This is a genomic window from Saliniferula longa (assembly GCF_050789285.1).
Classification (GTDB): domain Bacteria; phylum Pseudomonadota; class Alphaproteobacteria; order Rhodobacterales; family Rhodobacteraceae; genus CAVPWP01.
This window is the reverse complement of the sequence record NZ_JBOUVX010000001.1, coordinates 495,874-521,881: the sequence shown is the minus strand read 5'-3', so window position 1 is coordinate 521,881 and position 26,008 is coordinate 495,874. Positions and strand designations below refer to the sequence as shown.

Sequence of the window (26,008 nt, the reverse complement as noted above, 5' to 3'; positions counted from 1 at the left end):
CAATCGCGCTAGAACCCTGGACAGGAGGAACGCCGCGATGTGGGACGACAGCCGCTTCTGGAACCGGGTCGCCCGCCGCTATGCCCGGGCGAACATCCGCGACGAGGGCGCCTATGCGCGCAAGCTCGAGATCACGCAGCGGTATCTGACGCCGGGGGCCGAGGTGCTCGAGGTCGGGTGCGGGACGGGCACAACTGCCTTGCGCCACGCGCCCCACGCGGGGCATGTCCTTGGCACCGACATCTCGTCCGAGATGATCGCCATCGCACGCGAACGCGCCACAGAGGCCGGCGTGACGAACGTGACCTTCCGGCAATCGGCGCTGGAGACGCTGGACCTGGGAGAGGCGCGATTCGACGCGATCCTCGCGCTGAACCTGCTGCACCTGCTCGACGACCCCGCGGGGGCGATCACGCGGCTGGCAGGCGCGTTGAAACCCGGCGGGGTCCTTGTATCCAGCACCGCCTGTCTGAACGACGGGCTGCGGTGGGTGGCCGCGATCGTGCCGCCCCTGCGGCTTGTGGGCCTGGCCCCCCGGGTGCGGTTCCTCGGGGGCGACGACCTGCGCGCCGGGATGCGCGCCGCCGGCCTCGAGATCGTCGAGGACTGGCGGCCAAAGCCCAGGGCCGCGCTGTTCCTCGTGGCGCAGAAGCCCGCGTGACAGTGGCGCGATCCCCCTGCTAGTCAGGGGGCATGAAGGACCGTCCCGTCATCTATCACATCCCCGTCTGTCCCTTCTGCCAGCGGATCGAGATCCTGCTGACGCTGAAAGGGCTTGAAGGCGCCGTCGACTTCGGCGTGATCGACATCACGCGGCCCAGGCCGCCGTGGCTTCTGGACTATACCGGGGGCACGACGGCACTGCCGATCCTTGTGGACGAGCACGAGCGGGTGCTGAAGGAAAGCCTTGTCATCCTGCGCTACATCGACGAGCGCTTCGCCAGCCCGCAGATCGCCCGGCCCGATCCCTACGAACGGGCGGTCGAAGGCATGATGATCACGCGCGAGGGGCCGTTCGCCATGGCGGGCTACACCATGGTGATGAACCGCGACCGGGCGAAGATCGAAGCGCTGCGCGAGGCGCTGCTGGACCACTACCGGTGGCTGAACGACTTCCTTCTGCGCCACAACCCGGACGGCACCTGGCTTTTCGATCGTTTCGGCCTGGCCGAGGCCGTGTTCACGCCCCTGATGATGCGGTTCTGGTTTCTTGACTATTACGAGGGCTTCGTCCTGCCCGAGGGGCCGGATTTCGCCCGCGTCGCCCGCTGGCGCAAGGCCTGCCTCGCCCATCCCGCGGCCCAGCAGGTGAGCCGCGAGGAGATCGTGAAGCTTTACTACGACTATGCGGTGGGCTCCGGGAACGGCGCACTTCCCCAGGGGCGCGCCGCATCGTCCTTCGTCTTCGAGCCCGACTGGCGCGGCCGGCCGATGCCCCCCCGCGACAAGTACGACCGCATCGCCTCGGACGCCGAGCTGGGGCTGCTGGGCTGATTTTCCGGTTTGCGCCGCCGCGTCAAAGCCGTATAACCGGCGCCATGACGAGACAGGACCATATCGCGATCGATCGCGTGACCGGCCCCGCTGAATGCGGGACCCCCCTGCTCGCCCTGCTTCTCCTTAGCCGCCTCTGAGCGTGCCATTCGGCGCGACCGCTCAGGGGTGAACCAGCGCCGGATCGCAAAAGCTAGGGACCAAGGACCGACGACATGACCCAGATCGACAAGAACCGCGTGCTGATCTTCGACACCACGCTGCGCGACGGCGAACAATCGCCCGGCGCCACCATGACGCATGACGAAAAGCTCGAGATCGCCGAGATGCTTGACGACATGGGCGTCGACATCATCGAGGCGGGCTTCCCGATCGCCTCGGACGGCGATTTCGAGGCGGTGAGCGACATCGCCAAGCAGGCCAAGACCGCGGTGATCTGCGGGCTGGCGCGCGCCAACTACAAGGACATCGACCGCTGCTGGGAGGCGGTGCGGCACGCCAGGCGCCCGCGCATCCACACCTTCATCGGCACCTCGCCGCTGCATCGGGACATCCCGAAGCTGACCAAGGACGAGATGGCCGAACGCATCCACGACACCGTGACGCACGCCCGCAACCTGTGCGACAACGTGCAATGGTCGCCGATGGACGCGACGCGGACCGAGTGGGATTACCTGTGCCGCGTGGTCGAGATCGCGATCAGGGCGGGCGCCACCACGATCAACATCCCCGACACCGTGGGCTATACCGCACCCGTCGAGTCCGCAGACCTGATCCGCCGCCTGATCGAGACCGTGCCGGGCGCCGACGAGGTGGTCTTTGCCACGCATTGCCACAACGATCTTGGCATGGCCACCGCCAACGCGCTGGCGGCCGTGGCGGGGGGCGCGCGGCAGATCGAATGCACGATCAACGGCCTTGGCGAGCGCGCCGGCAACACCGCGCTGGAGGAAGTGGTCATGGCGCTGAAGGTGCGCCACGACATCATGCCCTGGCACACGAACATCGACACGACCAAGATCATGGCGATCTCGCGCCGGGTCTCGACCGTGTCGGGCTTCCCGGTGCAGTTCAACAAGGCGATCGTCGGCAAGAACGCCTTCGCCCACGAGTCGGGCATCCACCAGGACGGGATGCTGAAGAACGCCCAGACCTTCGAGATCATGCGCCCCGAGGATGTCGGGCTGAAGGAAACCTCGCTTGTCATGGGCAAGCATTCGGGGCGGGCGGCACTGCGGGCGAAGCTCAAGGACCTGGGCTACGACCTGGCCGACAACCAGCTCAACGACGTCTTCGTGCGCTTCAAGGCCCTGGCCGACCGCAAGAAGGAGGTCTTCGACGAGGACCTGATCGCGCTGATGCGCAGCCAGGAGGACGCCGACGAGCGCCTCCAGGTGAAGTTCTTGCGCGTGATCTGCGGCACCGAAGCGCCGCAATCGGCCGACATCACGCTGACGATCGACGGCAAGGACCATCAGATGACCGCCCAGGGCGATGGACCGGTGGACGCGACCTTCCGGGCGATCAACGCGCTTTTCCCGCATCACGCGAGGCTGCAGCTTTATCAGGTGCACGCCGTGACCGAAGGCACCGACGCGCAGGCCACGGTCAGCGTGCGGCTGGAAGAGGACGGCCGCATCGTCACCGGGCAATCGGCCGACACCGATACCGTGGTGGCCTCGGCCAAGGCCTATGTGAACGCGCTGAACAATCTTCTGGTGCGCCGCACGAAGGCCGATCCGGACGCCGACGTGAAACAGGTGAGCTACCGCGACGCGGGCTGAGGGTGCGCTGACACCCGAGACGGGTCGGGTCGGGGGCTCTGCCCCCGGCCCCGCGTCCGCGGGGCCGCCCCCGAGGTATTTGCCGCCAGAAGAAGCCCCGCCTCGCTGGAGGGCAGCCGATTTCGTTTGACAATGCGGCGCCGAGGCCCCATCTGCGGGGCACAGACGTTTTCTGCCGCGTGAGCAGACGGCGAAGATCCGGGCACACCGGGCGACGCGGAACGTCACGACATTTTCTCAGGTTCCCACATCACGCAGGGGTCCGGCGCGCTGACGGCCAATGGGCAATCCGGCCTTCGGTTCAGAGCGGCGCGTGAACCCGATTGCGACCGCCTGCCCATTCGGGGCAGCGCGGCGACGACTTCCGGCGGCGCCCGATGGCGGCCGCTGCACAAAGGACGTATCCGATATGGATTTCGACATGCTGGGGCTTCAGCCCCGCCTTGTGGCGAAACTCGCCGAGCAGGGCATCACCGAACCGACGCCGATCCAGAAGAAGGCCATCCCGCACGCCATGAACGGACGTGACGTCATGGGGCTTGCCCAGACCGGCACCGGCAAGACCGCGGCCTTCGGGCTGCCCATGATCCACGCGCTGATGAGCCTGGGCGTCGCACCCGCGCCCAAGTCCGTGAACGGCCTGATCCTGGCGCCGACGCGGGAACTTGCCAACCAGATCGCCGAGAACCTGCGCGCCTATACCCAGGGCACGCACCTCAAGGTCAACATCGTCGTGGGCGGCGCCTCGATCAACCCGCAGATCAACCGGCTGCACCGCGGCACCGACCTCCTGGTGGCCACGCCCGGCCGCCTGATCGACCTGCTGGAACAAAAGGCCGTCCGGCTTGACCAGACGCGGTTTCTCGTTCTCGACGAGGCCGACCAGATGCTGGACATGGGCTTCATCCACGCCCTTCGCCGCATCGCGCCGCTTCTGCCGAAGGACCGTCAGACGATGCTCTTTTCGGCCACCATGCCGAAGCTCATGGCCGAACTGGCCGCGAACTACCTGACGGACCCGATCCGGGTCGAGGCGGCACCGCCGGGCAAGCCGGCCGACAAGGTGCGTCAGGGCCTGATCTTCGTCGAGCAGTCGGCCAAGGCCGAACTGCTGATCGAGAAGCTCGACGCCCACCGCAACGAGTTGGCGCTGGTCTTCGCGCGGACCAAGCACGGCGCCGAGAAGCTGATGAAGACCCTGGATCGCGCGGGCTTCGCCGTCGGCTCGATCCACGGCAACAAGAGCCAGGGCCAGCGCGACCGTGCGCTTGCCGCCTTCAAGGCGGGCGAATTGCGCGTGCTGGTCGCCACCGACGTGGCGGCGCGCGGGCTGGACATTCCCGATGTGCGGCATGTCTACAACTTCGATCTGCCGAACGTGCCCGAGAACTATGTCCACCGCATCGGCCGCACCGCGCGGGCGGGCCGCGACGGCTCGGCGGTGACGTTCTGCGCGCCCGCGGAAATGTCCGAACTGCGCGCGATCGAGAAAACGATGGGCCGCCCGATCCCCGTGCTTGCCGGGACAAGCTGGGCGCCCGAGCGCGCCGGGGCCTCCGATCGCATGGACAAGGGACCGCGGCGCGGACCGGGCGGCAACCCCGCCAAAGCCGCGAAACCTTCACGCAAGCGGCGCCCCCGGAACCGTACGCGCGAACGTCAGGCGGCCTGATCGCCGCCTGAAACCGACCTTGGCCGGACGCTCACCTTGCGGCAGCTTCCGGCAACAAAGGGCCACCTGCGTCAAGATTGTCCACATGTGCCCTTTTATGGCCGCAAATCGAGTCCTATAAGCGTGCGTGGCCCGCAGCGCGACAAGACTCGGAGCCGCGTAGGCAGGACACAAAGGCAGACGAACATGGTATTCGGCGGTTTGTTCTCATCGGACATGGCGATCGACCTCGGCACGGCGAACACGCTCGTCTATGTCCGGGGCAAGGGGATCGTGCTGAACGAGCCCTCGGTCGTGGCCTATCACGTCAAGGACGGCAAGAAGCAGGTTCTGGCCGTGGGCGAGGACGCCAAGCTGATGCTGGGCCGCACGCCCGGCTCGATCGAGGCGATCCGGCCGATGCGCGAAGGCGTGATCGCCGATTTCGACGTCGCCGAAGAGATGATCAAGCACTTCATCCGCAAGGTGCACCGCCGCACGACCTTTTCGAAGCCGAAGATCATCGTCTGCGTTCCGCATGGCGCGACCCCGGTCGAGAAGCGCGCGATCCGCCAGTCGGTGCTGTCGGCCGGCGCGCGGCGCGCGGGCCTGATCGCCGAACCGATCGCCGCGGCGATCGGCGCGGGGATGCCGATCACCGACCCGACCGGCAACATGGTCGTCGACATCGGCGGCGGCACCACCGAGGTGGCGGTCCTGAGCCTTGGCGACATCGTCTATGCCCGCTCGGTCCGCGTCGGCGGCGACCGGATGGACGAGGCGATCATCAGCTATCTGCGGCGCCAGCATAACCTGCTGATCGGCGAGTCGACGGCCGAGCGCATCAAGACCTCGATCGGCACCGCGAGGATGCCCGACGACGGGCGCGGCGCGTCGATGGAGATCCGGGGCCGCGACCTTCTCAACGGGGTCCCGAAGGAAACCGAGATCAACCAGGCGCAGGTCGCCGAGGCGCTGAGCGAGACCGTGCAACAGATCTGCGAGGCGGTGATGACCGCGCTCGAGGCCACGCCGCCCGACCTTGCCGCCGACATCGTGGACCGCGGTGTCATGCTGACCGGAGGCGGCGCGCTTCTGGGCGATCTGGACCTCGCGCTGCGCGAACAGACCGGGCTTGCGATTTCCGTGGCCGACGAGACGCTGAACTGCGTGGCGCTGGGAACCGGCAAGGCGCTGGAGTATGAAAAACAGCTTCGGCATGTGATAGACTACGACAGCTGAGCCGGGACAGGCCCCGGGACGACGTCCCCCACCAGAACGCCCCGGCGGCGACAAGGCGCCCCGGCCCGGTTGAAGGAGCAGTCTCAAGGAGCCGCCCGTGGCAAGAGACCGAGGAACGAGCGAGACCTATACCCGCCCGGTTCGCCGGTTGGTGGTCGCCGGTCTGATGACCGTGCTTGTCCTGCTCTTCCTTCTCTGGCGCATCGACAGTCCGCGGGCCGAACGGTTCCGCGCCAACCTTGTCGATCAGGTCATTCCGTCCTTCGAATGGGCGCTGATCCCCATGACCAAGGCCGCGCGTCTGGTGGAGGGCTTCCAGTCCTACGCCCGTCTGGCCGAGCAGAACCGCGAACTGCGTCGCGAGCTTCAGCAGATGAAGGCCTGGCGCGAGGCGGCGCTGCAGCTCGAGCAGGAGAACGCCAAGCTTCTCGACCTCAACAACGTGCGGCTCGACCCGGCGCTGACCTACGTCACGGGCGTGGTTCTGGCCGACTCGGGCTCGCCCTTCCGTCAATCGGTTCTGTTGAACGTGGGCGCGCGCGACGGCATCCAGGATGGCTGGGCCACGACCGACGGTCTGGGCCTCGTCGGGCGTATCTCGGGCGTGGGGCAGACGACCTCGCGCGTTCTTCTGCTGACCGATCCGGGCAGCCGGATCCCGGTGACGATCCTGCCGTCGGGGCAAAAGGCGATCCTGACCGGCGACACGACGGTGGCACCGCTTCTGGAATTCATCGACAACCCCGAGCAGGTGCGCCCCGGCGACCGTGTCGTGTCGTCAGGGGACGGGGGCGTCTTTCCCGCCGGCCTTCTGGTCGGTCAGGCGGTGCTCGGCACCGACACCCGCCTGCGGCTGCGGCTGGCCGCAGATTACGAGCGGCTTGAATTCCTGCGTGTGCTGCGCAGCCGCCCGGTCGAACGGCTGAACGACCCCGGCAGCCTTGTCGGGCCGCTTCTGCCCGAACCGCTGACCGCCGAGGCCCCCGCCGAGGAGGCGACCGATGGCTGATCCGGTCACATCGCGCCGGCTTGGCTATCGGGCGCTGCTTCTGGGGCTGCTGGCCGTCGTGATGCTTGTCGGTCTGCTCCCGCTTCATCCCGGCCCGGGGCGGTTTCCGGCCCCGGACCTTCTGCTACTGATCGTCGTCGCCTGGGTGCTGCGGCGGCCCGACTATGTGCCGGTGACACTGATCGCGGCGGTCTTCCTGCTGGCGGATTTCCTGTTCCTGCGCCCACCCGGCCTTTGGGCCGCAATCGTGGTTCTGGCGACCGAGTTCCTGCGCGCGCGCGAACCGGGCTGGCGCGACCTGCCCTTCCTTCTGGAATGGGCGATCGTCGCGGGTGTGCTGGGCGCCATGACGCTGGCCTATTCCGTGGCGCTTGCCGTCTTCTTCGTCGATCAGCCGGGACTGGGGCGGACGCTGCTGCATCTGGCGATCACGATTGCCGCCTACCCGCCCGTGGTGCTCTTGACCGCCCGGGCGCTGGGGCTGAGAAAGGCCGCGCCGGGCGAGGTGGATCAGCTGGGGCACAGGCAATGAGGCGGTCGCCGAAGGATACCGAGGAAAGCGTCCGCCGCATCACGCGGCGCGGGCTGTTCCTTGGCGGCTCGATGCTGGCCTTCATGGGCATGCTGGGCGTCAGGATGCGCCAGCTCCAGATCGAGGAAGCCGACGAGTTCCGCCTTCTCGCCGAAGAGAACCGGATCAACATGCGGCTGATCGCCCCGCCGCGCGGCGTGATCTACGACCGCAACGGCGTGGTGATCGCCGACAACGCGCAGAACTACCGCATCATCATCGTGCGCGAAGACGCCGGTGACGTCGACGCGGTGATCGAGCGGTTGCGCAGCCTGGTCCATCTTGACGAGACCGACCTCGAGCGCAACCTGCGCGAGATGTCGCGCCGCAGCCCCTTCGTGCCCGTGACGCTGGCCGACCAGCTGAGCTGGGAGGATTTCACCAAGGTCGCGGTCAACGCCCCCGCCCTGCCCGGGATCACCCCCGACGTGGGCCTGTCTCGCCACTATCCAATGGGCGGCGATTTCGCCCATGTGGTGGGCTATGTCGGACCCGTCAGCGACTACGACCTCGAACGCATCCCCGACCCCGATCCGCTGTTGCAGATCCCGAAGTTCCAGATCGGCAAGGTCGGCGTCGAGACACGCCTTGAGGAGGAACTGCGCGGAAAGGCGGGAACCCGCCGGATCGAGGTCAATGCCGCCGGACGCGTGATGCGCGAGCTTGGCCGCGACGAAGGCGTGCCGGGCGCCGATGTGCAGCTGACCCTTGACCACGCGCTTCAGAACTTCGTCCAGACCCGGATGGATGGCGAAAGCGCCGCCGCGGTGGTGATGGATGCGCAGAACGGCGACATCGTCGCCATCGGGTCGGCCCCCGCCTTCGATCCCAACCTGTTCGTGCGCGGCATCTCCGGCCCCGACTACCGCGCCCTGATGGACGACAAGTATCGCCCGCTGGCCAACAAGACCGTGCAGGGCACCTATCCGCCCGGGTCGACCTTCAAGATGATGACGGCGCTTGCAGGCCTTGAGGCCGGCGTCATCAGCCCGAACGAAACCGTCTTCTGCCCCGGGCACATGACCATGGGCGGGCGGCGCTTTCACTGCTGGCGGCGCGGCGGACATGGGCGGGTCGACCTGGACAAGAGCCTCGTGCAGTCCTGCGACGTCTATTACTACGAGGTCGCGCGCCGCTGCGGCATCGACAAGATCGCCGAAGTCGCGCGCCGCTTCGGCCTTGGGATACGCCACGACCTGCCGATGTCCGCCGTCGCCGAGGGGCTGATCCCCTCGACGCAGTGGAAGCGCGACGTGCGCGGCGAAGCCTGGCGCCCGGGGGATTCGCTCAACGCCTCGATCGGCCAGGGCTATGTGCTGACTTCGCCCTTGCAGCTTGCCGTGATGACCGCGCGACTGGCCAGCGGGCGGGACGTGAAGCCGCGCCTCGTGAAATCCATCAACGGCGTCGAGGTGCCGGTCGCCCAGGCGCCGCTGCTTGAGACCAACCACAGCCACCTTGCCCTTGTGCAGCGCGCGATGTTCAACGTCTCGAACGCGCAGGGGGGCACCGCGACCCGGTCGCGCATCGTCGCGGCGGGAATGGAGATGGCGGGCAAGACCGGCACCAGCCAGGTCCGCAACATCACCGCCGCCGAACGCGCACGCGGCGTGGTCAGCAACGACGACCTGCCCTGGGAACGGCGCGACCATGCGTTGTTCGTCTGCTACGCCCCCTTCGAGGCGCCGCGCTATGCGGTGTCGCTGGTGGTCGAACACGGCGGCGGCGGGTCGGCGGCGGCCGCGCCCATCGCCCGCGACATCCTGCTTTTCGCGCTTTACGGCGGCCTGCCCCCGATCGAGGCCTACCCGGCGGATCAGCGGGAACGCATGCGCAGCTATCTTGAAGCGCTGCCCATTCGTCCCCGCCAGGAGCCCGGCCCCGAAAGGAGCCGCGCGTGAGCTATCTCGAGTATAACGTCAAGACGATCCCGACCGGGTGGCGGAAGATCTTCCACCTCAACTGGGCGCTGGTGATCCTTCTTGTGGCGGTGTCCTCGGTCGGGTTCCTGATGCTCTACTCGGTCGCCGGCGGAACGCTCGACCGTTGGGCGGAACCGCAGATGGAGAGGTTCGCGCTTGGCCTTTTCGTGATGTTCGCGGTCGCGATGGTCCCGATCTGGTTCTGGCGCAACGTCGCGGCGCTGGCCTATGGCGTGTCGATCCTTCTGCTGATCTTCGTCGAGTTCTTCGGCATCATCGGCATGGGGGCGCAGCGCTGGATCGATCTTGGGTTCATCCGGCTGCAACCGTCGGAGCTGACCAAGATCACGCTCGTCATGGTGCTGGCCGCCTATTACGACTGGCTCGACGTCAAGAAGGTCTCTCGGCCGCTCTGGGTGCTCATCCCGGTGCTGGTGATCCTCGTTCCGACGGCGCTGACGCTGATCCAGCCCGATCTCGGGACGGCGATCCTGCTGCTGGTCGGGGGCGCGATCGTGATGTTCTGCGCCGGTGTCAGCTGGTGGTACTTCGGCGTCGTGATCGCGGCGGGCGTGGGCCTTGTCTCGGCGGTGTTCTCGTCGCGCGGCACCCCGTGGCAGCTTCTGCAGGACTACCAGTACCGGCGCATCGACACCTTCCTTGACCCCAGCCAGGACCCGCTGGGGGCGGGCTATCACATCACCCAGTCGAAGATCGCGCTGGGATCGGGCGGCTTCACGGGGCGCGGCTTCATGCAGGGCACGCAGTCGCGGCTGAACTTCCTGCCCGAGAAACACACCGACTTCATCTTCACCACGCTGGCCGAGGAATTCGGTTTCATCGGCGCGATGTCGCTGCTGACGCTTTACGGGCTCATCATCCTGTTCTGCATCATCTCGGCGATCCAGAACACCGACCGGTTCGGATCGCTGCTGACGCTGGGCATCGCGGCGGCGTTCTTCCTTTACTTCGCGATCAACATGTCGATGGTCATGGGCCTGGCGCCCGTGGTCGGCGTGCCGCTGCCGCTGGTCAGCTACGGCGGCTCGGCGATGCTGGTGCTCATGGGCGCCTTCGGGCTGGTGCAGTCGGCGCATATCCATCGGCCGCGCAGCCGATGATACGGGTCCTTTTCGCTGCCGGCCCGCAGAACTGGGCCGAGTACGAGGCGCCCTTGCGCGCGGCCTTCGCCGAGGCGGGTCTGGACGCCGACCTGTCGCCCGACCACGCGCCCGGGCAGGCCGACTACATCGTCTACGCTCCGAAGGCGGGTCTTGAGGACTTCCGCCCCTTCACGCGCTGCAAGGCGGTGCTGAGCCTCTGGGCCGGGGTCGAGACGATCGTGGGCAACCAGACGCTGATCCAGCCGCTTGCACGGATGGTCGATCCCGGCCTGACCGAGGGGATGGTCGAATGGGTCGCGGGCCACACCCTGCGGCATCACCTGAACATCGACCACTGCCTTGCCCACCAGTCGGGCGCCTGGGTGCGGCACATCCCGCCCCTGGCCCGCGACCGCCACGTCGGCGTGCTTGGCCTGGGCGCGCTTGGCACCGCCTGTGCGCGGACGCTTGCGATGCTGAACTTCCGCGTCACGGGCTGGGCGCGGGGCAGGAAGGACATCCCCGGGATCGAATGCCAGTCGGGCCGGGATGGCCTTGACGCGGTGCTGCGGCGCTCGGAAATCCTGGTGCTGCTGCTGCCGCTGACGCCGGTCACGCGGAACCTGATCGACGAACGGGCCTTGTCCCTGCTTCCCCGTGGCGCGGTAATCCTGAACCCCGGACGCGGCGCGCTGATCGACGACGACGCCCTTCTTGCCGCGCTTGACAGCGGCCATGTCGGGCACGCCACGCTCGACGTCTTCCGGACCGAGCCGCTGCCGCCCGAACATCCGTTCTGGGGCCACCCACGCGTCACCGTGACCCCGCATATCGCGGCCGAGACACGCCCCGACTCCGCGGCGCGCGTCATCGCCGAGAACATCCGCCGGGGCGAGGCGGGCCTGCCATTCCTTCACCTCGTCGACCGGGGCGCGGGCTACTAGCGCGGGCGGCTAACGAAGGCGGGGCGGCTTGTCGGGGTCCATCCCCGGCGCGGTCGAAGCGCGTTCCACGGCTTGCGGCGGGTCGGGCAGATCGAAGCGCAGCCCGACGCGGGCAAGCCGGTCGAAAACGGGGTCGCCCGAGGCGAAGAAGGCCACGTCGAGTTCCCCCGCCTCGAGCCCCGAGAAGGTCAGCGCCTCGGCCACCTCGGCCGCAAGGGCGCCGCGCGCGCCATCTTCGGCGTCGATCAGGGCCAGCAGATGCCCGTTCCGGCCGCCCTCGTAGGTGATCCGCGCCAGATAGGCACAGCGTGCCAGCCCCGCCGCCCGCGCAAGTTTGCGGTCAAGCGCCAGAAGCAGGCGCTCGGGCAGGCCCGACGGGCCGTCAAGCGCAAGGATCCGGGCGTCGACTTCGGCCGGGCCATCGCCCAGTGTCGCGGCCAGCCAGCCGATCGCCTCGGGCGGCATCAGGAAGGCCGATGGCGCCACCCCAAGGTTCAGACCCAGCGCCACCCCCTGCCCCGCCACGCCCTGTCCGGCCAGCATGCCGAACAGCCTGCGTCCGGGCATGGCCGCATAGGCGGCCTCGGCGCCGGCGAAATCGGCCAGCCGGTCTTCGGTATCGAACACCGCGACCACAGGCCCCGAGGACAGCGTCAGCACCCGGGGCTCGACCGCATCGGGGCCGGCCTCGCGTTCCAGCAGCAGGAAAAGCTCGCCCTCCGCCAGCCGCTCGTAGAAGGCAAGACGCGCGCCGTCGTCCTCGGGGGCGGCTTCCATGGCGGCGTGGGCGGCATCGATGGGCGTCACGACAGCACCTCTGTCACGCGGGCACGCAGGGCGGGCAGAACCTCGTCCGCGAACCACGGGTTGCGTTTGAGCCATCCGGTATTGCGCCAGGAGGGATGAGGCAAGGGAAAGACGCGCGGCGCATGATCGCGCCAGCGCGCCACCGTCTGCGTCACGCCGCCCATGGTGGCCGCGTGGCCCATGTGCCAGCGATGGGCATAGCCCCCGACGAGAAGCGTCAGCGGCACCTCGCCCAGCGCGGCCATGACGTGGTGGTGCCAGGTGGCAGCGCAGACTGGCGGCGGCGGAAGATCCGCGCCCGTGGCGTCATACCCCGGAAAGCAGAAGGCCATCGGCACCACCGCGACGCGCCCCCGGTCATAGAACCGGTCGGCCCCGATGCCCATCCAGTCACGCAGCCGGTCGCCCGAGGGATCGAGGAACGGCCGCCCGGCCTTGTGTACCCGAAGCCCCGGCGCCTGCCCGGCGACAAGAATGCGCGCGCCGGGACGGAACCAGACCACCGGGCGCGGCGCGTGGGCCGTGGCTGTGGCGGCGAACCGCGCGGCGCAAATCCGACAGCCGGCGATGCGCGCCGCAAGATCCCCGGATCTGTCAGCGGCACGCGCCGGCGGGACCTCGCCAGAGCGGACTTCGGGCTTCATCGCGCCTCCTCTGCCTTCCTCAGCGGGAGATCGCGCCGATCCCGGGCAACATCAAGGTGGTGCGGCGCAAACCCGCCGACGGCAGGGATCTGCGCGCCGGACAAGGTAGGAATTGATCTTTCGGGCCTCTCGGCCACATACTAGGCTATGATTAACGATGTCCGGACTAGAACCGGGCACGGCAAGGGGCATCGCGGGGCAGGCATGCTCGTATTCGACAACGTCAGCAAGTCCTTCTGGACAGGCACGCAGCGCAAGGTGATCCTCGACCGCGCGTCGTTCCGCGTCGAGCTTGGCAATTCTCTGGGCATTCTTGCCCCGAACGGCACCGGCAAGACCACGCTGATCAACATGATGGCCGGCCTCGAGAAGCCCGACGAAGGCACGATCCTGCGCGACTGCCGGGTCTCGTTTCCGCTGGGGTTCATGGGCGGCGTGGTCAACCGGCTGTCCGCACTTGAGAATTCGCGCTTCATCGCGCGGCTTTACGGGATCGACCCCGACTATCTCGAGGCGTTCTGCCGATGGTTGTGTGGGCTTGGCGAGTATTTCGACATGCCGGTGGGCACCTACAGCCAGGGAATGCGCGCGCGCTTCAGCTTTGCGCTGCTCCTGGCGATGGAATTCGACATCTACCTGATCGACGAAGGCATGCCCGCGACCACGGATACCGAATTCAACCGGCGCGCGGGCATGATCCTGCGCGAGCGGCTTCAGACCGCGACCGTCGTGATCGTGTCGCACCAGGCGGCGACGCTGGAAAAGTTCTGCCGGTCGGCGGCGGTCCTCAAGGACGGCCAGTTCCTTCAATTCGATACGCTGGAAGAGGCGCGCGCGCTTTATGACTACCAAACCCACAGCTAGGCGGTTCCGCATCCGGCGCGACGAGATCGAGGCGCTGCGCCCCGGCGCGACCCCGGCCGCCAAGAACCCGATGACGCCCGTGACGGGGGCCGCACCGGGGGGAACACAAGGGGCGACACAGGGGGCCTCACAGGGGGCCTCACAGGGCACCGGCGTCGGCGCCCGGCCCGAGGCTGCCCCGCGCGGCGCGACGCCGGACGACGGCGCGTCGCTTCTGGCCCCGCACGACGATGGCTTCGGCGCGGCGCCCTATCCCGGCTCGGCCAAGGCCGAGGCCGCCAGGGCCCAGGCCGCAGCGGCCCAGACCGCCGCGACCCAGACCGCCGGGACCCAGCCCGCCGCGGTCGGGCCTCAAGGCGCCATCGCCGAGATCGGCCGCGAGGGCCTGACCGGCCGGCAATTGCGCTTGGCCCGCCGCATGGCCCAGAAGCACGGCTTCCAGCCCGCGTCGGATTTCGACGCGGTCCGGCTTTTGCGTGCCGCGGGCATCGACCCGTTCAGGCGCGAAAGCCTGCTTGAGCTTGTCGTGCCGCAATCGCGAAGCGCGCCGGCCGACGGTGCCCCCCCCGAGGGTGGCATCCATCTGCCCCAGACCGTGCCGGGCGAGGCCCCGACCCCGGCCTTGCCGCCTGCCCCGCCGAATCCCATCGTCGAGCGCGCGCGCGAGGTGCAGGAAATCCAGCGCGACATCGTGCGTCGCCGCCGTCGTCGGTTGGCGATGCTCTTTGCCCGGCTGTCGTTCTTCGTCCTCCTGCCGACGCTGCTGGCGGGCTATTACTACTTCGCGGTGGCCACGCCGCTTTACTCCACGAAGTCGAGCCTTCGGATCGACCAGTCCGGCGGTCCGGCTTCCGCCGGCGGTCTGGGCGGCCTGTTCTCGGGGACCGGGCTTGCCACGAGCCAGGACGCGGTCGGGGTTCAGGATTACCTCGCCTCGATGCAGGCCATGCTGCGCCTCGAAGAGGACATGGGCTTCGAGGGGTATTTCAGCGATCCCGCCATCGACCCCTTGCTGCGCCTGCCCGCCGACGCGACGAACGAAGAGGCCTACAAGCTTTACAAGCGTCTCGTGTCGATCGGTTACGACCCGACCGAAGGGGTGATCCGGCTTGAGGTCAAGGCCCCGGCGCCCGAGGTCAGCGTGGCGTTCTCCGAGCGCCTGATCAGCTATGCCGAGGAACAGGCCGACAGCCTGACGCAGAAGATGCGCCAGGACCAGATGTCCGGCGCCTTCGACGCCCTGCAAGAGGCCGAAGCGAAGATGATCGCCGCGCAAGGGCGGGTGCTTGACCTGCAGGAACAGCTTGGCGTTCTCGACCCGCAGTCCGAGACCGCTGCCCTGATGGGCCAGATCACCACCTTCGAGACCCAGCTGGCCGAGAAGCGCCTGCAGCGCGACCAGCTTCTCGACAACAGCCAGCCGAACCAGGCGCGGGTGTCCGGGGTCGAGGGCGACATCGCGCGGCTCGAGCAACTTGTGGCCGACCTTCGGTCGCAGATGACCGACACCACCGGGGGGGCGCGGTCGCTGGCGCGCATCTCGGGTGAACTCAGGATGGCCGAAGTCGACCTCGAGACGCGGACCATGATGATGCAGGAGGCGCTGCGCCAAGTCGAGACCGCGCGGATCGAGGCAAATCGCCAGGTGACCTACCTGTCCCGCATCGTCAATCCGGTCCTGCCCGAAGAAGCGAGCTATCCGCGCGCCTTCGAAAACACGCTTCTCGCCTTCCTTGTGCTGTCGGGACTCTACCTGATGGCGTCGATCACGATCTCGATCCTGCGCGAACAGGTTTGAGGCCCGAATTCCCCCTTGTTTGGGGCTTGAACAGGCCGAGAGGGCGCATTACACAGCGCCCTGCTGCTGGGGTGTAGCCAAGTGGTAAGGCGGCGGTTTTTGGTACCGTGTACCGTAGGTTCGAATCCTACCACCCCAGCCATGCCTCACAAAAAATCAAAACATATCAAGGGCTTGACCTCCCCTGAGTCCCCGCCTTCACTCCCCTCCCCCGGGTTTGTGACACAAGGTGTGACACAAGGCGCTCCGGGCGGCCCCGATTCACGCCGCCGCGCCCGGCCCCGCACGGGCGGCCCCTACCTCCTCCGCCGCGGCGCCACCTGGTACTTCCGCAAGCGCGTCGGAACCGCGCTCGCCGGCCGGTGCTCGCGCTCGTTTTTCTGTTTTTCGCTTCGAACACACCTTCTGTTCGACGCGACGATCCGGGCCGCCGCCCTCCTCGTCGCTTTCAGCGACGCAGAGGAACAAGTGATGCGGGACCTCGACAGGATCGAGCTCTCTCCGGCCGAGATCGACACGATCCTGGCCGAGGCGCTCCGGCGTGAACTCGGCCGGATCATCGAGCGGCAGGAGACGGCGCAGACGCGCAGCGACGCCGAGATCGACGCGCGGATCGCCGCGCTCGAAGCCGAAGTGACGGCTTTGCGGCGCGCCGCCCGGCGCAACGACTTCGCGCCGGTCGACCCCTGGTGCCGCCAAGCGGCGACGTCAGTCGGCGTGGCGCTCCCTGAGGAGATGCCAGTCGCCCTCGGCCGCAAGGCCCTTCACCTCAAGGCCGATATTGCGACGCTCGAAACGCGCGTGGAGGACGGCGAGGACGCCCTGCGTCTTGCCCAGCCCCTCGTGGCCACGGTCTCGGCGGCGCCCGTGGACCAGTTCGTCGCGCGCCCGGTGCTCCTGTCGGAGGCCTTCGACAAGGCCATCGCGCTCCAGACCAAGCCCAGCATGCTGCCCGGCATGCGCGCGGCCCGCGCTCTCTTCCTCGAGTTTCTCGGGGACATTCCCGTCACGCTCCTCACGAAAGACAGGCAGAAGGCCGCCTTCGCCCGGATCGCGCGCCTGCCGATCCACCACGGCAGGCGTCACGGCAAGAACCGCTACAGGTCAGAGGGCACCGTCATCGGCAAGGAGGAGGAGATCGAGCGCGCCGACGCCGCCGACGAGCTCCTGACCGAGGAGGTGCGCGCGATGGCGATCTCCGTCTACGAGAAGCGCCACCTCCTCGCCCATGAGCTCACGCCGCGCATGACGCCGCGCACGCTCGAGAAGCATCGCGATGTTCTGAACCGCGTCGTGCGGGTTGCCCGCGAGGAGTTCGGCATTGCCGACGAGTTGCGCATCATCGGCTACCGGGAACTCCAGGGCCTCATCGAGGCGGACCGGAAGGACGACGAGCTCTACATTCGCGTCATGCGGCCGAAGGACCGCGCAGTCTGGACGCCGGACCGGATCTCGCAACTCCTCACCAGCCCGATCTACGCCGGATGCGCCTCGACCTACTGGCGGTGGCGGCCGGGGAAGATGATCATCCGGGACGCCACCTACTGGGTCCCGCTCCTGATCCTGACGATGGGGCTCCGCGTCGCCGAGGCTGTGCAGCTGAAGCGCAGCAAGCTCGTTCGTCATGATGGCGTTCTGTGCATGGGCATCGGCGAGGACCTCGACCAGCGCGTCAAGAACGACCCCTCCCGCCGCTACGTGCCAATCCCGCAGATCCTCCTCGATCTGGGCTTCGTGGAGTGGATCCGCGCCCTGCCCCCGTCTCACGGCAGCTTCCTGTTCCCGGAGGCGCTTGACCGGGGCTCCGTGGAGGACCCGGCCGGTGCCTTCGGCAGCCATCTGCGGCACCTCTTCGCCCGCCTCGATCTGGCGGACTTCAACGAGGACCTCTATGCGCTCCGCAAGACTCTGAGCACGGCCATGAACGACCAGTTGATCGGCGACGGCTTCCGGCAGGCCATCCTCGGGCACAAGAACGGGACCATCATCAACCGCCACTATACCGCCCAGAAGGCCGCGCTCCTGAAGGACTGCCTCGAACGGGCCGACTTCGGGATCGAGGTCGCGTTCTCGCATCGGCACGGCTTCCCGGTGATCGCGGGTTGCGCGCTCGGCGGTGCAGAGCGCTACGTGGCGGACCTGATCCTCGACGAGGCGGGCGAGGCACACACCATCACGATCTTCGCCCACGGCTCTACCGTGCCCTGCTTCGAGTGCCGCGTTCTCGGCGACGGCGCGGCCGGCCTCGCGCCGGACGACCCGTCCATCGCCGCGTTGCCTCCCATCGAAATCGGCCGCCGGATCAACCGGATCGTCGGCGACGGCGTCCTCCAGACACCGGACAACCCCCGCAAGCGCCAGTTCGTGGAGCATTTCCGGGCGCTGGCCTGACCGAAGACAGGCCCCTCTTTCCCCCGCGCTGTGGTCCGGGGCGCTCGGGCCCCGACGACAGCCGAGCGGGCAAGGCGCAGGGCCGCTTCGGTAGCCGACGCCTGAAGTGGCTGTCAGGCCGTCGGGCTTCGCGGCGGCATTGGACGCCCGCAACGTGCCTGGCCGCGCCGCACGCTTCTCATCTGCGCCCGGTCACGCGCCGGCAACCAATTGTTTCTTCCGGGTGAGCCGCCTTCGGTTCCGGGCGCAGGCGAACGCTCCAACCTCCTTCTCGTGACGATCCCCGTCACGACGGTTCAGCATCATCCAGAATGGAGTCACCCCATGTCCTTCCAGTTCGCATCCCCCTTCGACCCGACGCCGTCCACCCCGTCCCTGACCTGCTCCACGGTGCGGTTCCGGACGGATGGCACGAACCTCCGCATCACCGTCGCCACCAGCAGCCCACTCATCCCCATGATCGACCAGCGCCGCTTCAGGGACGCGGCGGTCTGGGTAGGCCTGCGCGCGTTCCGCAACAGGGACGACATCCTGCCCGTCTTCGCGGTCCGTGTCGGGGGCTGGTACGCCCGCGTCCCCGTCGCCCTTGGCGGCACGCCGGACGCCGCGCTTGAGGTGCTGCTGGCGGCGCTCTCCAAGGCAAGGTCGAAGGACCATGCCGGAGACTGGACCCTCGCCTTCACGCTGGCTGACACCGTCGCGGGGATGACCGTCGCATCGCGGTCGGGACCCGTCCCGGCCCGGCTTCGCCGCGAAATTGCAACGGCGCTCCTGGGCTCGTGCCGCGTCGACGCGGACCTCTCGGACCGCGTTCTCGCGCTCGCGAGGGAGGTCTACCCGTCCGATTACGAACTCTTCGAGGGCCTGCCCTACACGCCCCGCATCGCTTAGGTCCCGCCGGCGTAGCGACGCCGGCGGACGGACGCTCCGCCGCCGGCGCGCCGCAACGATGCGGCCCGAGGCGGATACGCCCTGGGCCCGGCAAGAGGCCGAACCTCCCGCCCTACGCGCGATACGTGCCGATCCGCGGCGGCAGGAGGCCGCTCGCGGCGACCTCCGCGATGGCGTGGAGGCGGTCGAGCCGACGGATATTGTTCGCGAAAGTGCCGGCGAGATCGGCCCGCCCGTGCGGAGGATTGAGCACCGTGCTCCGCAGCCTCCGATCCGTCTCCCTGGCCCAGGACGCGTCGAGCTCGGACGGCTCCAACCTCTCGGCGTAAGGAAGCAGCCTGGGGACGGGGTTTTCGGCCATGGGCACCCCGGCGCCGACGACCGTCCGCTGCAGCGCACGCCAGTTGTCCGACCAGGGAAGGTTCCGGAAGTCCCGCAACCGCGTGAGCACGAGGATATACGCCTTCTCCCGATCGCCGAACGGGCTCCAGTCGAAGGCGTCGAACCGCCGCCGGAGCAATTTGTCGAGATTCGAATACGTCCCAGAAACCTCGACGAGTGCCTTCAGTGCGGCCGCCGCTTCCCGACGGTAAGACCCGCGCGCCCCCATCAGGTCCAGCGTCTCTTCGAGGGCCGCTTCGAGGGGCCTCGAGAGGGGACGCCGGTCGTGGCGTCGGGCATACACCTCCGCCGCGAGCTTCTCGGGCTGCACAAGATCTCTCAGCCGCGCGTGGCCGGCGAAGCTGTCGAGAAGCCGCGTGGAAGCGTAAATGGCCGAGGACAGCCCCGCAGAGTCCTGTTCGAGAAGATCGACGATCCAGTCCACGGTGAGGTCCCGGGGAGCGAGCCGCGCCCGGATAGCCTGCGCCCGCAGCCTGTAGAGCGGATGAAGCGAGGCGTTGTCGAAGCCCTCTGCGCGTGCCGCCGCGAAGAGCTGCACCCAGGCTTCGACCCAGCTGTCGAGCTCTTTCGCAGGGCGCGGAGCCGGAGGCGGCGCGGGCGTCCCGCGCCGGCGCCGCGCCCGCCTCATGCCGGAGGGTTCCGCCGGCAGCAATTCCGGCGGGATACCGCTGTCGCCCCGCAGCCCGTCGAATGCGACGGCCCCGCGGTTGAAGAGGCTGCTGCCGGTGCTGTCGAGCATCGCGCACGTCTGCGCGAACCAGGCCGGCGTCACCTCGCCCGGTCCGAGGCCGTCGCGCACGGCGCGCGACGAGACGGGATAGAGCTCCGCCGGGTTCACGCCGGCGGCAGCAGCCGCCTTGTGGAGCCGGCGCCAGGACGCCCGAGGGGGCGAAACGCGCGGGTCCGGGCAACCGGCGGACACGAGAACCCGCACAAGTCTCTGGTAGTATCCGTTCAGCGTCCTCCCGGAGAGCGCAAGCCCATGGCAGGCGGGGTCGAGGCGCGCGAGTTCCGGAAGGCGCTGCGCGAACGCTTCGAGAGAAGGATCGTCTCCCCTCGGGAAAACACCCGCGGCGACGGCGAGGCGCCAGAGGAAATCGATGGCGTTCTGGGTGGATCTTGGCGAGGCATCCCTCAGCGCCCGGAGCGTGATCGGCAGGGGCTCCAGCCCTGCATGGTCCTTTCGTGTCGGAAGCCGGCCGATCCGTTCTGCGGGCAGGAGACCGCTCTTCCGCGCGAGGTCGAAGTCATGCAGCCGGTCGATGAGGCTCAGGCCATGGCGGAAGGCGCTTCGCGGCCTGCCGTCCAGAGTCCTTTCGGTGGAAAGCGCGAGGTCACGGTCGAGGTCCCCTGGCTCAGTGCCGCGGGGAATGACCGACGTGACACCGGACAGAGCCCTGGCCGTGTCTCCCAAGCACAGCCGGGCGAGGCGCTGAAGGCTGAACCAGCCCGAGCCGTCGACATCCCCGGGATCGGCCAGCATCTGGCAGTCGAGGACCGTGTTGCGAAACTGGCGATAGCGCGGCACCTCGCGTCCGAAGACCGGTTGCGCGAAGTCCGGCACCTGGTCCCGCGGAAAGGCGAGAGCGAATTTCGGCGCGTCGAGATCGAGCATGGCGAGCGGCAGACCGTGGAAATGCGAAACGACATCGAGCGCGGCAATCGCCGCCTGCGGATTTGCATGGCGCAGGGAGCCGTCTTGAAGTGCAAGGTAGATCTGGTGAAGAGAGGTCATGGAGTGCTCATGGACAGAGGCCAGACGGAGCGGTCCGCACGGGTCACGCGAACGGACGCTGTGACTGCGGGTCAGGAATTCGATCAGCCGCGGGGCGTGAGGCTGGTGGCGGCGTCGTCACGCTTGAGGGCGCCGACGATGCGGGTGAACTCCTGCATGATCTCTGACCGCGCATTCTCTGCCGCACAGAGTTCAGCGGGTTGCCGATCCTGCTCCGCTATCTGCACCGCGATTTCGCGCGCGAGGGTTTCCGCCCGTACCGTCCGGGGTACTTCGAACTGCGAACAAAGAACGTCCCGGACGGCGTCGACGGTGGGCTCGGACCCATCCTTGCGGACGATGGTGAGGACGTCGGAGAGCTGCGCGGTGGTATAGGAGCGGGGGCGACCGACCTTGGAGGGTTGGGGCAACATGAAAGCGACCTCGATTCGGCAAACGGTTGGACAAAGAGGATTTGACAAAACCCCGCTCGATAGCGGGGCGTGCCTCTCCTCCTCTCCAAGATTGGTCGTTCTGGAGAAGACCAAAACGGAATCCATGAAGGCAGCCCTAACTCACGCGCAATTTGCAGATGAGATAACGACGGTCGCGGCGCCCCGGCGGTCACATACGCTTTGGGTGGTGAACGGACCTTCGCTCCGCCAGGAATGAAGGTTCGCACCGCCGACCTCCCGGTCATCTGACCGAAAGCCTCAGATGACCGGTCCATACGGATACCAACCGCCCGGACGAGGGCACGCTTGGTCTTTGCAGGATACCCGCACCTGCGCGCTTGGCTGGACGGGTTGCACGCGAGGCCGGCGTTCCAGCGCACGTGGACGACGCGGCACGCCGAGCCGCTCTGAGATGCTGGTCGCCGGCATCCGGGTAGGGAACCCCAGCCGCCTGCTGCAGACCGTGGAGGCCGACAACGGCAAAGACGGCTGAAGAGCATGTCGGCGTCGGCCGCCTTCTCCAACTTGTTGCGCGCTATCGCCTGAGATCCCCCGGCAAAGGGGGTGCACGCCTCCGGCCGCCCTTCGGGCAATAGGCGCAATCGCCGGTAATGCAGTAGGCCGTGTTGCCCATGGGACAGCGCGGTGTCCTGTGCCGGGCATCGAGAGGAAAGTAGAACATGCTGGACTCCGTTGTGTGCTGGGGAAAGGCCGGTCGGTAAACCGGCCCGGCTGGCTCAGGCGGCATGCGCCATGGACGTGCGGCCCCGGCGACGATCTTCGACCGCCTGCATGAGCGCGGCATAAGCCGCGGGCGGCATCCCGGCCCGCATGGCATCGAGCATGGCGGTCCCGTCTGCCTTCGGCATCGCCTCCAGCATCGCGTCGAGGAACAGGACCATGTGCTCCGGCGGGATCGTCGCCACGATGCGGCCTTCGAGCTCCCGCAGTTCCTCATCCGTGAACGCCGCCTGCAGGTCCGGCAGCAGCACATGCTCTTCGTGCTCCATGTGCAGAAGATCGTCGGCCACGAACCGCCCGAAGCGCCGATAGAGAGCGGCGAGCACGGGGGCGCGATTGCCGGGGGCAGCGGCGGCGAGCGGCGACAGGAGCGCCTTCAGCTCCGCGAAGCTGGCGAGATGGTCGTCGTGATCCTCGGCCGCATGCGCGGTCGCGCCGGGGCGGCGGGCGTCGAGCGCCACATGCAGGACCGCGTTCTCGTCCTCGAGATGGGTGCCGCACATCGCGAGGTGCTCGTTGATCTCGGCGACGAGGCGCGCGATCTGCGCGTCGCTGGCTGCGTCCGCCGCCCCGATTGCGACGAGGCAGCGCATGTGGGCGGCGCGGATGCCCTTGTGGACGGCGCCGTAGGGATCGTGTCTTCTCTCGGTGATCATCAGGTGCTCCTGGCATGTAGGGTCCGGACCCCGTCCGGTGCGCCGGGAGTAGACCACTTGCGGGCATCCATCATTTCGGAATACTGGCGATTACTCTTCTGGATTTCAGGACAATCCCTTGGACCGCCTCCGCGCCATGACCCTTTTCCAGCGCGTCGCCGAACTCGGCAGCTACGCGCGGGCGAGCCATGAACTCGGGATATCGAGCAGCGTCGCCAGCGCAGCGATCAAGGACCTCGAGGCGCATCTCGGCGTGCAGCTCCTGCGCCGGACCACGCGCAGCGTCCGGCCGACCGACGAAGGGGCGCGCTACCTCGAACGCGTCCGCGTGATCCTGTCGGAGATCGTCGATCTCGAGGAGGAGGTGAAGGATGCCGGGCGCAAGGTCGCCGGGCACCTGCGCGTCCAGATGCCCGTGGGCTTCGCCCATCAGATCGCCGCGCCCAGGTTGCCCGCCTTCCTCGACGCCCACCCGGACCTCAAGATCGAGATCCTGGCCCGGAACGGCCTGCCCGACTTCGTGAGCGAAGCACTCGACGGCGCGGTCTTCATCGGCGAGGTCCCGGACCGGGACCTCGTCGCCCGACCGCTTGGCCGCATCCCTTTCGTGACCTGCGCCGCGCCCGCCTACCTCGCGCGCCATCGCGCGCCGACGGTTCCCGGCGACCTGCATGCGCACCGGACGATCTCGATCAGGTCATCGGCCACGGGCGCTCCGTTGCCCTGGCGCTTCCACAGAAATGGCGAGACGACGCTGCTGCATCTCGAGGCACGCGCCGTCTTCGAGGCCAGCGAGCCCGCCGTCGAGATGGCGGCCTCGGGCGGCGGGGTCCTCCAGATGATCCGCTACCTCGTCGCGCCGGACCTTGCGGCCGGACGCCTCGTAACGGTGCTGGAGGATTGGCTCTACCCGGGCGCGGATATCGTTTTCGTCTACCCGAGACATACACGCCGCCCGAGACGGTTGCGTGTCCTTGAGGACTTCATCATCGACTGCTTCCGCGCGGTGTCCGGCAACGGTTGCTGAATGCCTCGGCGCGAGCACCCGAAGTCTCTCGTGCTGCTCGGTCGCATAGTACAGCTAATTCTGCCCGCAAATCCCCGCGGCAACTTGGTGCAGCAGAGGAGTGGGTTCCGCCGTTCGTATTCGATCTCTTGGCCGCGCCATGCGGACAAGACGGCCCTTAGTTGACTTTCTCCAAGCAGCGCGTGCTGCGACGCAGCTGACCCAAAGCGGTCGTTCGAGGGCAGGCGCGCGCGCCGAGGTCGGTAATGAGGGCTTCCAAGTCGCGCCGCTACTTGGCGATCTCGTTGAACATGGGGTAGAGAACGATGCCCTTGACATCGACATAGGCGCGGCCGGCGCGGCCGACGACGTTCTTGAACTCGCTAATCTCGATGCGCTCGCCAGCCCTATCAAGGGAATACAAGACGACGGCGGTCTCCGACAAATTGAGGACCTTCGCCAAGGTCGGCGATGAAATCGTCACATTGAGAATATTCTCGCGCAATAATGACTTGGTTTCTGTTCGCCGTGACCTCCTGTATTCAGCAGTCCGTCACCTTCTCAGCCAACCGAGGAGATCAGGCGCTGTCCATGTTTGCAAAATACATCCGTTCGACCTCCCGCAGTACGTCCACCGGTTCGCGTTCAAAGGCTTCCGCCACGAGAAGGCCGACACTCTCGACGGATATCGACCACTTCCCCGGCGAGGGATTGAAGACGCAGGAGGGGAAATGCATGTGATGGTGCCAAGGCTCGCCACGAGCCTGCAGGCCCTGCAGGTGGGCCAGGATCCGCGACGATCTGGTATCTTCGAACCGCCTGTCGCTTGCCCCGTCGAAGATGGTGTCGCCATGCAGCATTCGGACCAGAACCTTGTCTACCTCCGGGAATGTTTCACCCGCCTTGGCGATATAGGCAGTTGCGGCGTCGTCATCCTCAATTACCAGCGCATATTCGCCCGCAAGCGGATTGTGCAGGCAGGTCGGCGAAAGCACGTGGAAATGCCAATGCCTTCCTTCGGCCCGAAGACGCTGGGCCAGGGGCAGACAGGCTTCGAGATCGACCTTCGAGTAGCTTGTGCCGCGAAACGTCAGGGTCATCGCCGGGCTTCCTTTCAGCCGAAGGTATAGCCATTTGCCAACCAGCCGCCATCCACCGGCAGGACCGTTCCTGTAATCATGCTGGCCTGGTCGGAGACGAGGAACCAGCAGGCGGCGGCCACCTCTTCGGGTTCGGCCAGCCGACCAAGCGGCGTTCGCGCCTTCACCCCGGCCATGTTGTATTTTCCTTCGTCCATCAGCGACTGGACCATGGGAGTGCGCACGCCCGTCGGCGCGACCGCGTTCACGCGTATTCCCAAGGGTCCCCATTCGACCGCCAGGGATTCCGTCAGGAGATGCGTGGCGCCCTTGGAGGCGCAGTAGCCCGCTCGCTGTGGTGCGCCCGACTTCCCGTAGACCGATCCGATCATCACGATCGCGCCGGTCGCCTTACGTCGCACCATGTCTCGGGCGACGGCCTGCGCGAAAAGCCACGAGCCGGTGACATTGACATCCATCTGCGCCTTGAAGTCCTCGGGCGGCAGATCCAGCGAAGCCCCGGTCCTGACGATCCCGGCCGACGTGACGAGCGCATCGACCCGGCCGAAAGCCTCGACCGCGGTGGCCGCGCAAGCCGTCGCAAACGCGGGTTCGGTGACGTCACCCGGACAGAGGCGCACCGGTGTTCCGGTGGGCAGCTGCTCGACCGCCTCTTGCAGGGCTTCGATCCTGCGGTCGGCCAAGACCAAAGCATGGCCCTCGGCGGCAAAACGCTTTGCCGTCGCGAGGCCGATGCCGCTGGCGGCTCCGGTTACAATGGTAGAGGGAGTGGACTGCATCTCGGGGTTCCTTTTCCTAACGACCGCCGCCAGCACCGAG

23 protein-coding genes and 1 tRNA gene are annotated in these 26,008 nt (G+C 67.6%); 16 read left to right on the top strand and 8 right to left on the bottom strand.

Features of this window, described 5'->3' with window-relative positions; genetic code table 11:
• Positions 1-37: 37 nt before the first annotated feature.
• The 10 genes from ACRDNQ_RS02355 (at position 38) to ACRDNQ_RS02310 (ending at position 11,720) form a co-directional block, all read left to right on the top strand.
• Complete coding sequence (locus ACRDNQ_RS02355) at positions 38-661, top strand: class I SAM-dependent methyltransferase (protein WP_431827016.1); 624 nt, start codon at positions 38-40, stop codon at positions 659-661.
• 32 nt (positions 662-693) lie between these two features.
• Entirely contained in the window at positions 694-1,494 is an 801-nt protein-coding gene (locus ACRDNQ_RS02350; protein ID WP_431827015.1) for a glutathione S-transferase family protein, read from the top strand.
• Positions 1,495-1,709: 215 nt separating this feature from the next.
• Positions 1,710-3,278, top strand: a complete 1,569-nt coding sequence (locus ACRDNQ_RS02345) for a 2-isopropylmalate synthase (protein ID WP_431827014.1) — start codon at positions 1,710-1,712, stop codon at positions 3,276-3,278.
• Positions 3,279-3,687: 409 nt separating this feature from the next.
• Complete coding sequence (locus tag ACRDNQ_RS02340) at positions 3,688-4,950, top strand: DEAD/DEAH box helicase (protein ID WP_431827013.1); 1,263 nt, start codon at positions 3,688-3,690, stop codon at positions 4,948-4,950.
• 186 nt (positions 4,951-5,136) lie between these two features.
• Positions 5,137-6,171, top strand: coding sequence for a rod shape-determining protein (locus tag ACRDNQ_RS02335; protein WP_431827012.1), 1,035 nt, complete (start codon positions 5,137-5,139; stop codon positions 6,169-6,171).
• Between the two features lie 97 nt (positions 6,172-6,268).
• Positions 6,269-7,180 carry a rod shape-determining protein MreC gene (gene mreC, locus ACRDNQ_RS02330; RefSeq protein WP_431827011.1) on the top strand — a complete coding sequence of 304 codons (912 nt, stop codon included), beginning with the start codon at positions 6,269-6,271 and terminating at the stop codon, positions 7,178-7,180.
• Positions 7,173-7,712 carry a rod shape-determining protein MreD gene (locus ACRDNQ_RS02325; RefSeq protein WP_431827010.1) on the top strand — a complete coding sequence of 180 codons (540 nt, stop codon included), beginning with the start codon at positions 7,173-7,175 and terminating at the stop codon, positions 7,710-7,712. Before mreC ends, ACRDNQ_RS02325 begins: the two co-directional genes overlap by 8 nt.
• Positions 7,709-9,652, top strand: a complete 1,944-nt coding sequence (gene mrdA, locus ACRDNQ_RS02320) for a penicillin-binding protein 2 (RefSeq protein ID WP_431827009.1) — start codon at positions 7,709-7,711, stop codon at positions 9,650-9,652. The genes ACRDNQ_RS02325 and mrdA overlap by 4 nt, the downstream gene beginning before the upstream one ends.
• Positions 9,649-10,794: a rod shape-determining protein RodA gene (gene rodA / locus ACRDNQ_RS02315; protein WP_431827008.1), complete on the top strand. Its 1,146-nt coding sequence runs from the start codon at positions 9,649-9,651 to the stop codon at positions 10,792-10,794. The genes mrdA and rodA overlap by 4 nt, the downstream gene beginning before the upstream one ends.
• Positions 10,791-11,720, top strand: coding sequence for a 2-hydroxyacid dehydrogenase (locus ACRDNQ_RS02310; protein WP_431827007.1), 930 nt, complete (start codon positions 10,791-10,793; stop codon positions 11,718-11,720). The genes rodA and ACRDNQ_RS02310 overlap by 4 nt, the downstream gene beginning before the upstream one ends.
• A 9-nt stretch (positions 11,721-11,729) precedes the next feature.
• On the opposite strand, the gene ACRDNQ_RS02305 is transcribed toward ACRDNQ_RS02310, so the two are convergent.
• Positions 11,730-12,497: an SseB family protein gene (locus ACRDNQ_RS02305; protein WP_431827838.1), complete on the bottom strand. Its 768-nt coding sequence runs from the start codon at positions 12,495-12,497 to the stop codon at positions 11,730-11,732.
• Between the two features lie 26 nt (positions 12,498-12,523).
• Complete coding sequence (locus ACRDNQ_RS02300; protein ID WP_431827006.1) at positions 12,524-13,171, bottom strand: uracil-DNA glycosylase family protein; 648 nt, start codon at positions 13,169-13,171, stop codon at positions 12,524-12,526.
• A gap of 204 nt (positions 13,172-13,375) precedes the next feature.
• On the opposite strand from ACRDNQ_RS02300, the gene ACRDNQ_RS02295 reads away from it, so the two are divergent.
• From ACRDNQ_RS02295 to ACRDNQ_RS02275, 5 genes are all read left to right on the top strand, one after another.
• Positions 13,376-14,035, top strand: a complete 660-nt coding sequence (locus ACRDNQ_RS02295) for an ABC transporter ATP-binding protein (RefSeq protein WP_431827005.1) — start codon at positions 13,376-13,378, stop codon at positions 14,033-14,035.
• Positions 14,013-15,833, top strand: a complete 1,821-nt coding sequence (locus ACRDNQ_RS02290) for a capsule biosynthesis protein (RefSeq protein WP_431827004.1) — start codon at positions 14,013-14,015, stop codon at positions 15,831-15,833. The genes ACRDNQ_RS02295 and ACRDNQ_RS02290 overlap by 23 nt, the downstream gene beginning before the upstream one ends.
• 67 nt (positions 15,834-15,900) lie before the next feature.
• Positions 15,901-15,975 (top strand) — tRNA-Gln (locus ACRDNQ_RS02285).
• Positions 15,976-16,064: 89 nt separating this feature from the next.
• Positions 16,065-18,224 carry a DUF6538 domain-containing protein gene (locus ACRDNQ_RS02280; RefSeq protein ID WP_431827003.1) on the top strand — a complete coding sequence of 720 codons (2,160 nt, stop codon included), beginning with the start codon at positions 16,065-16,067 and terminating at the stop codon, positions 18,222-18,224.
• A gap of 324 nt (positions 18,225-18,548) precedes the next feature.
• On the top strand, positions 18,549-19,115 hold the full coding sequence (locus ACRDNQ_RS02275) for a hypothetical protein (RefSeq protein ID WP_431827002.1): 567 nt from the start codon (positions 18,549-18,551) through the stop codon (positions 19,113-19,115).
• Positions 19,116-19,227: 112 nt separating this feature from the next.
• On the opposite strand, the gene ACRDNQ_RS02270 is transcribed toward ACRDNQ_RS02275, so the two are convergent.
• The 3 genes from ACRDNQ_RS02270 to ACRDNQ_RS02260 all read right to left on the bottom strand — a co-directional run bounded on the left by ACRDNQ_RS02270 (position 19,228) and on the right by ACRDNQ_RS02260 (position 23,083).
• A complete protein-coding gene (locus tag ACRDNQ_RS02270) occupies positions 19,228-21,252 on the bottom strand; it encodes a hypothetical protein (protein WP_431827001.1) in 2,025 nt (674 codons plus the stop codon).
• A gap of 83 nt (positions 21,253-21,335) precedes the next feature.
• A complete protein-coding gene (locus ACRDNQ_RS02265) occupies positions 21,336-21,665 on the bottom strand; it encodes a hypothetical protein (RefSeq protein ID WP_431827000.1) in 330 nt (109 codons plus the stop codon).
• Between the two features lie 758 nt (positions 21,666-22,423).
• Entirely contained in the window at positions 22,424-23,083 is a 660-nt protein-coding gene (locus ACRDNQ_RS02260; RefSeq protein WP_431826999.1) for a hemerythrin domain-containing protein, read from the bottom strand.
• Between the two features lie 136 nt (positions 23,084-23,219).
• Here ACRDNQ_RS02260 and ACRDNQ_RS02255 point away from each other — a divergent pair, with 136 nt between their 5' ends.
• Entirely contained in the window at positions 23,220-24,110 is an 891-nt protein-coding gene (locus ACRDNQ_RS02255; RefSeq protein WP_431826998.1) for a LysR family transcriptional regulator, read from the top strand.
• Positions 24,111-24,378: 268 nt separating this feature from the next.
• Here ACRDNQ_RS02255 and ACRDNQ_RS02250 read toward each other — a convergent pair whose 3' ends face one another.
• The 3 genes from ACRDNQ_RS02250 to ACRDNQ_RS02240 form a co-directional block, all read right to left on the bottom strand.
• The gene (locus ACRDNQ_RS02250; RefSeq protein ID WP_431826997.1) at positions 24,379-24,573 is read right to left on the bottom strand and encodes a hypothetical protein; all 195 of its coding nucleotides are present in this window, start codon (positions 24,571-24,573) and stop codon (positions 24,379-24,381) included.
• 94 nt (positions 24,574-24,667) lie between these two features.
• A complete protein-coding gene (locus ACRDNQ_RS02245) occupies positions 24,668-25,189 on the bottom strand; it encodes a hypothetical protein (RefSeq protein WP_431826996.1) in 522 nt (173 codons plus the stop codon).
• Between the two features lie 14 nt (positions 25,190-25,203).
• Positions 25,204-26,004, bottom strand: coding sequence for an SDR family NAD(P)-dependent oxidoreductase (locus tag ACRDNQ_RS02240; RefSeq protein ID WP_431826995.1), 801 nt, complete (start codon positions 26,002-26,004; stop codon positions 25,204-25,206).
• Positions 26,005-26,008: the final 4 nt, after the last annotated feature.

Excerpts from the sequence above, each read along its gene's own strand:
- ACRDNQ_RS02355 (WP_431827016.1), top strand. The coding sequence starts at position 38 with ATGTGGGACGACAGCCGCTTCTGGAACCGGGTCGCCCGCCGCTATGCC.
- ACRDNQ_RS02350 (WP_431827015.1), top strand. The coding sequence starts at position 694 with ATGAAGGACCGTCCCGTCATCTATCACATCCCCGTCTGTCCCTTCTGC.
- ACRDNQ_RS02345 (WP_431827014.1), top strand. The coding sequence starts at position 1,710 with ATGACCCAGATCGACAAGAACCGCGTGCTGATCTTCGACACCACGCTG.
- ACRDNQ_RS02340 (WP_431827013.1), top strand. The coding sequence starts at position 3,688 with ATGGATTTCGACATGCTGGGGCTTCAGCCCCGCCTTGTGGCGAAACTC.
- ACRDNQ_RS02335 (WP_431827012.1), top strand. The coding sequence starts at position 5,137 with ATGGTATTCGGCGGTTTGTTCTCATCGGACATGGCGATCGACCTCGGC.
- ACRDNQ_RS02325 (WP_431827010.1), top strand. The coding sequence starts at position 7,173 with ATGGCTGATCCGGTCACATCGCGCCGGCTTGGCTATCGGGCGCTGCTT.
- mrdA (WP_431827009.1), top strand. The coding sequence starts at position 7,709 with ATGAGGCGGTCGCCGAAGGATACCGAGGAAAGCGTCCGCCGCATCACG.
- ACRDNQ_RS02310 (WP_431827007.1), top strand. The coding sequence starts at position 10,791 with ATGATACGGGTCCTTTTCGCTGCCGGCCCGCAGAACTGGGCCGAGTAC.
- ACRDNQ_RS02305 (WP_431827838.1), bottom strand. The coding sequence starts at position 12,497 with ATGGAAGCCGCCCCCGAGGACGACGGCGCGCGTCTTGCCTTCTACGAG.
- ACRDNQ_RS02300 (WP_431827006.1), bottom strand. The coding sequence starts at position 13,171 with ATGAAGCCCGAAGTCCGCTCTGGCGAGGTCCCGCCGGCGCGTGCCGCT.
- ACRDNQ_RS02295 (WP_431827005.1), top strand. The coding sequence starts at position 13,376 with ATGCTCGTATTCGACAACGTCAGCAAGTCCTTCTGGACAGGCACGCAG.
- ACRDNQ_RS02290 (WP_431827004.1), top strand. The coding sequence starts at position 14,013 with ATGACTACCAAACCCACAGCTAGGCGGTTCCGCATCCGGCGCGACGAG.
- ACRDNQ_RS02275 (WP_431827002.1), top strand. The coding sequence starts at position 18,549 with ATGTCCTTCCAGTTCGCATCCCCCTTCGACCCGACGCCGTCCACCCCG.
- ACRDNQ_RS02270 (WP_431827001.1), bottom strand. The coding sequence starts at position 21,252 with ATGACCTCTCTTCACCAGATCTACCTTGCACTTCAAGACGGCTCCCTG.
- ACRDNQ_RS02265 (WP_431827000.1), bottom strand. The coding sequence starts at position 21,665 with ATGTTGCCCCAACCCTCCAAGGTCGGTCGCCCCCGCTCCTATACCACC.
- ACRDNQ_RS02260 (WP_431826999.1), bottom strand. The coding sequence starts at position 23,083 with ATGATCACCGAGAGAAGACACGATCCCTACGGCGCCGTCCACAAGGGC.
- ACRDNQ_RS02255 (WP_431826998.1), top strand. The coding sequence starts at position 23,220 with ATGACCCTTTTCCAGCGCGTCGCCGAACTCGGCAGCTACGCGCGGGCG.
- ACRDNQ_RS02245 (WP_431826996.1), bottom strand. The coding sequence starts at position 25,189 with ATGACCCTGACGTTTCGCGGCACAAGCTACTCGAAGGTCGATCTCGAA.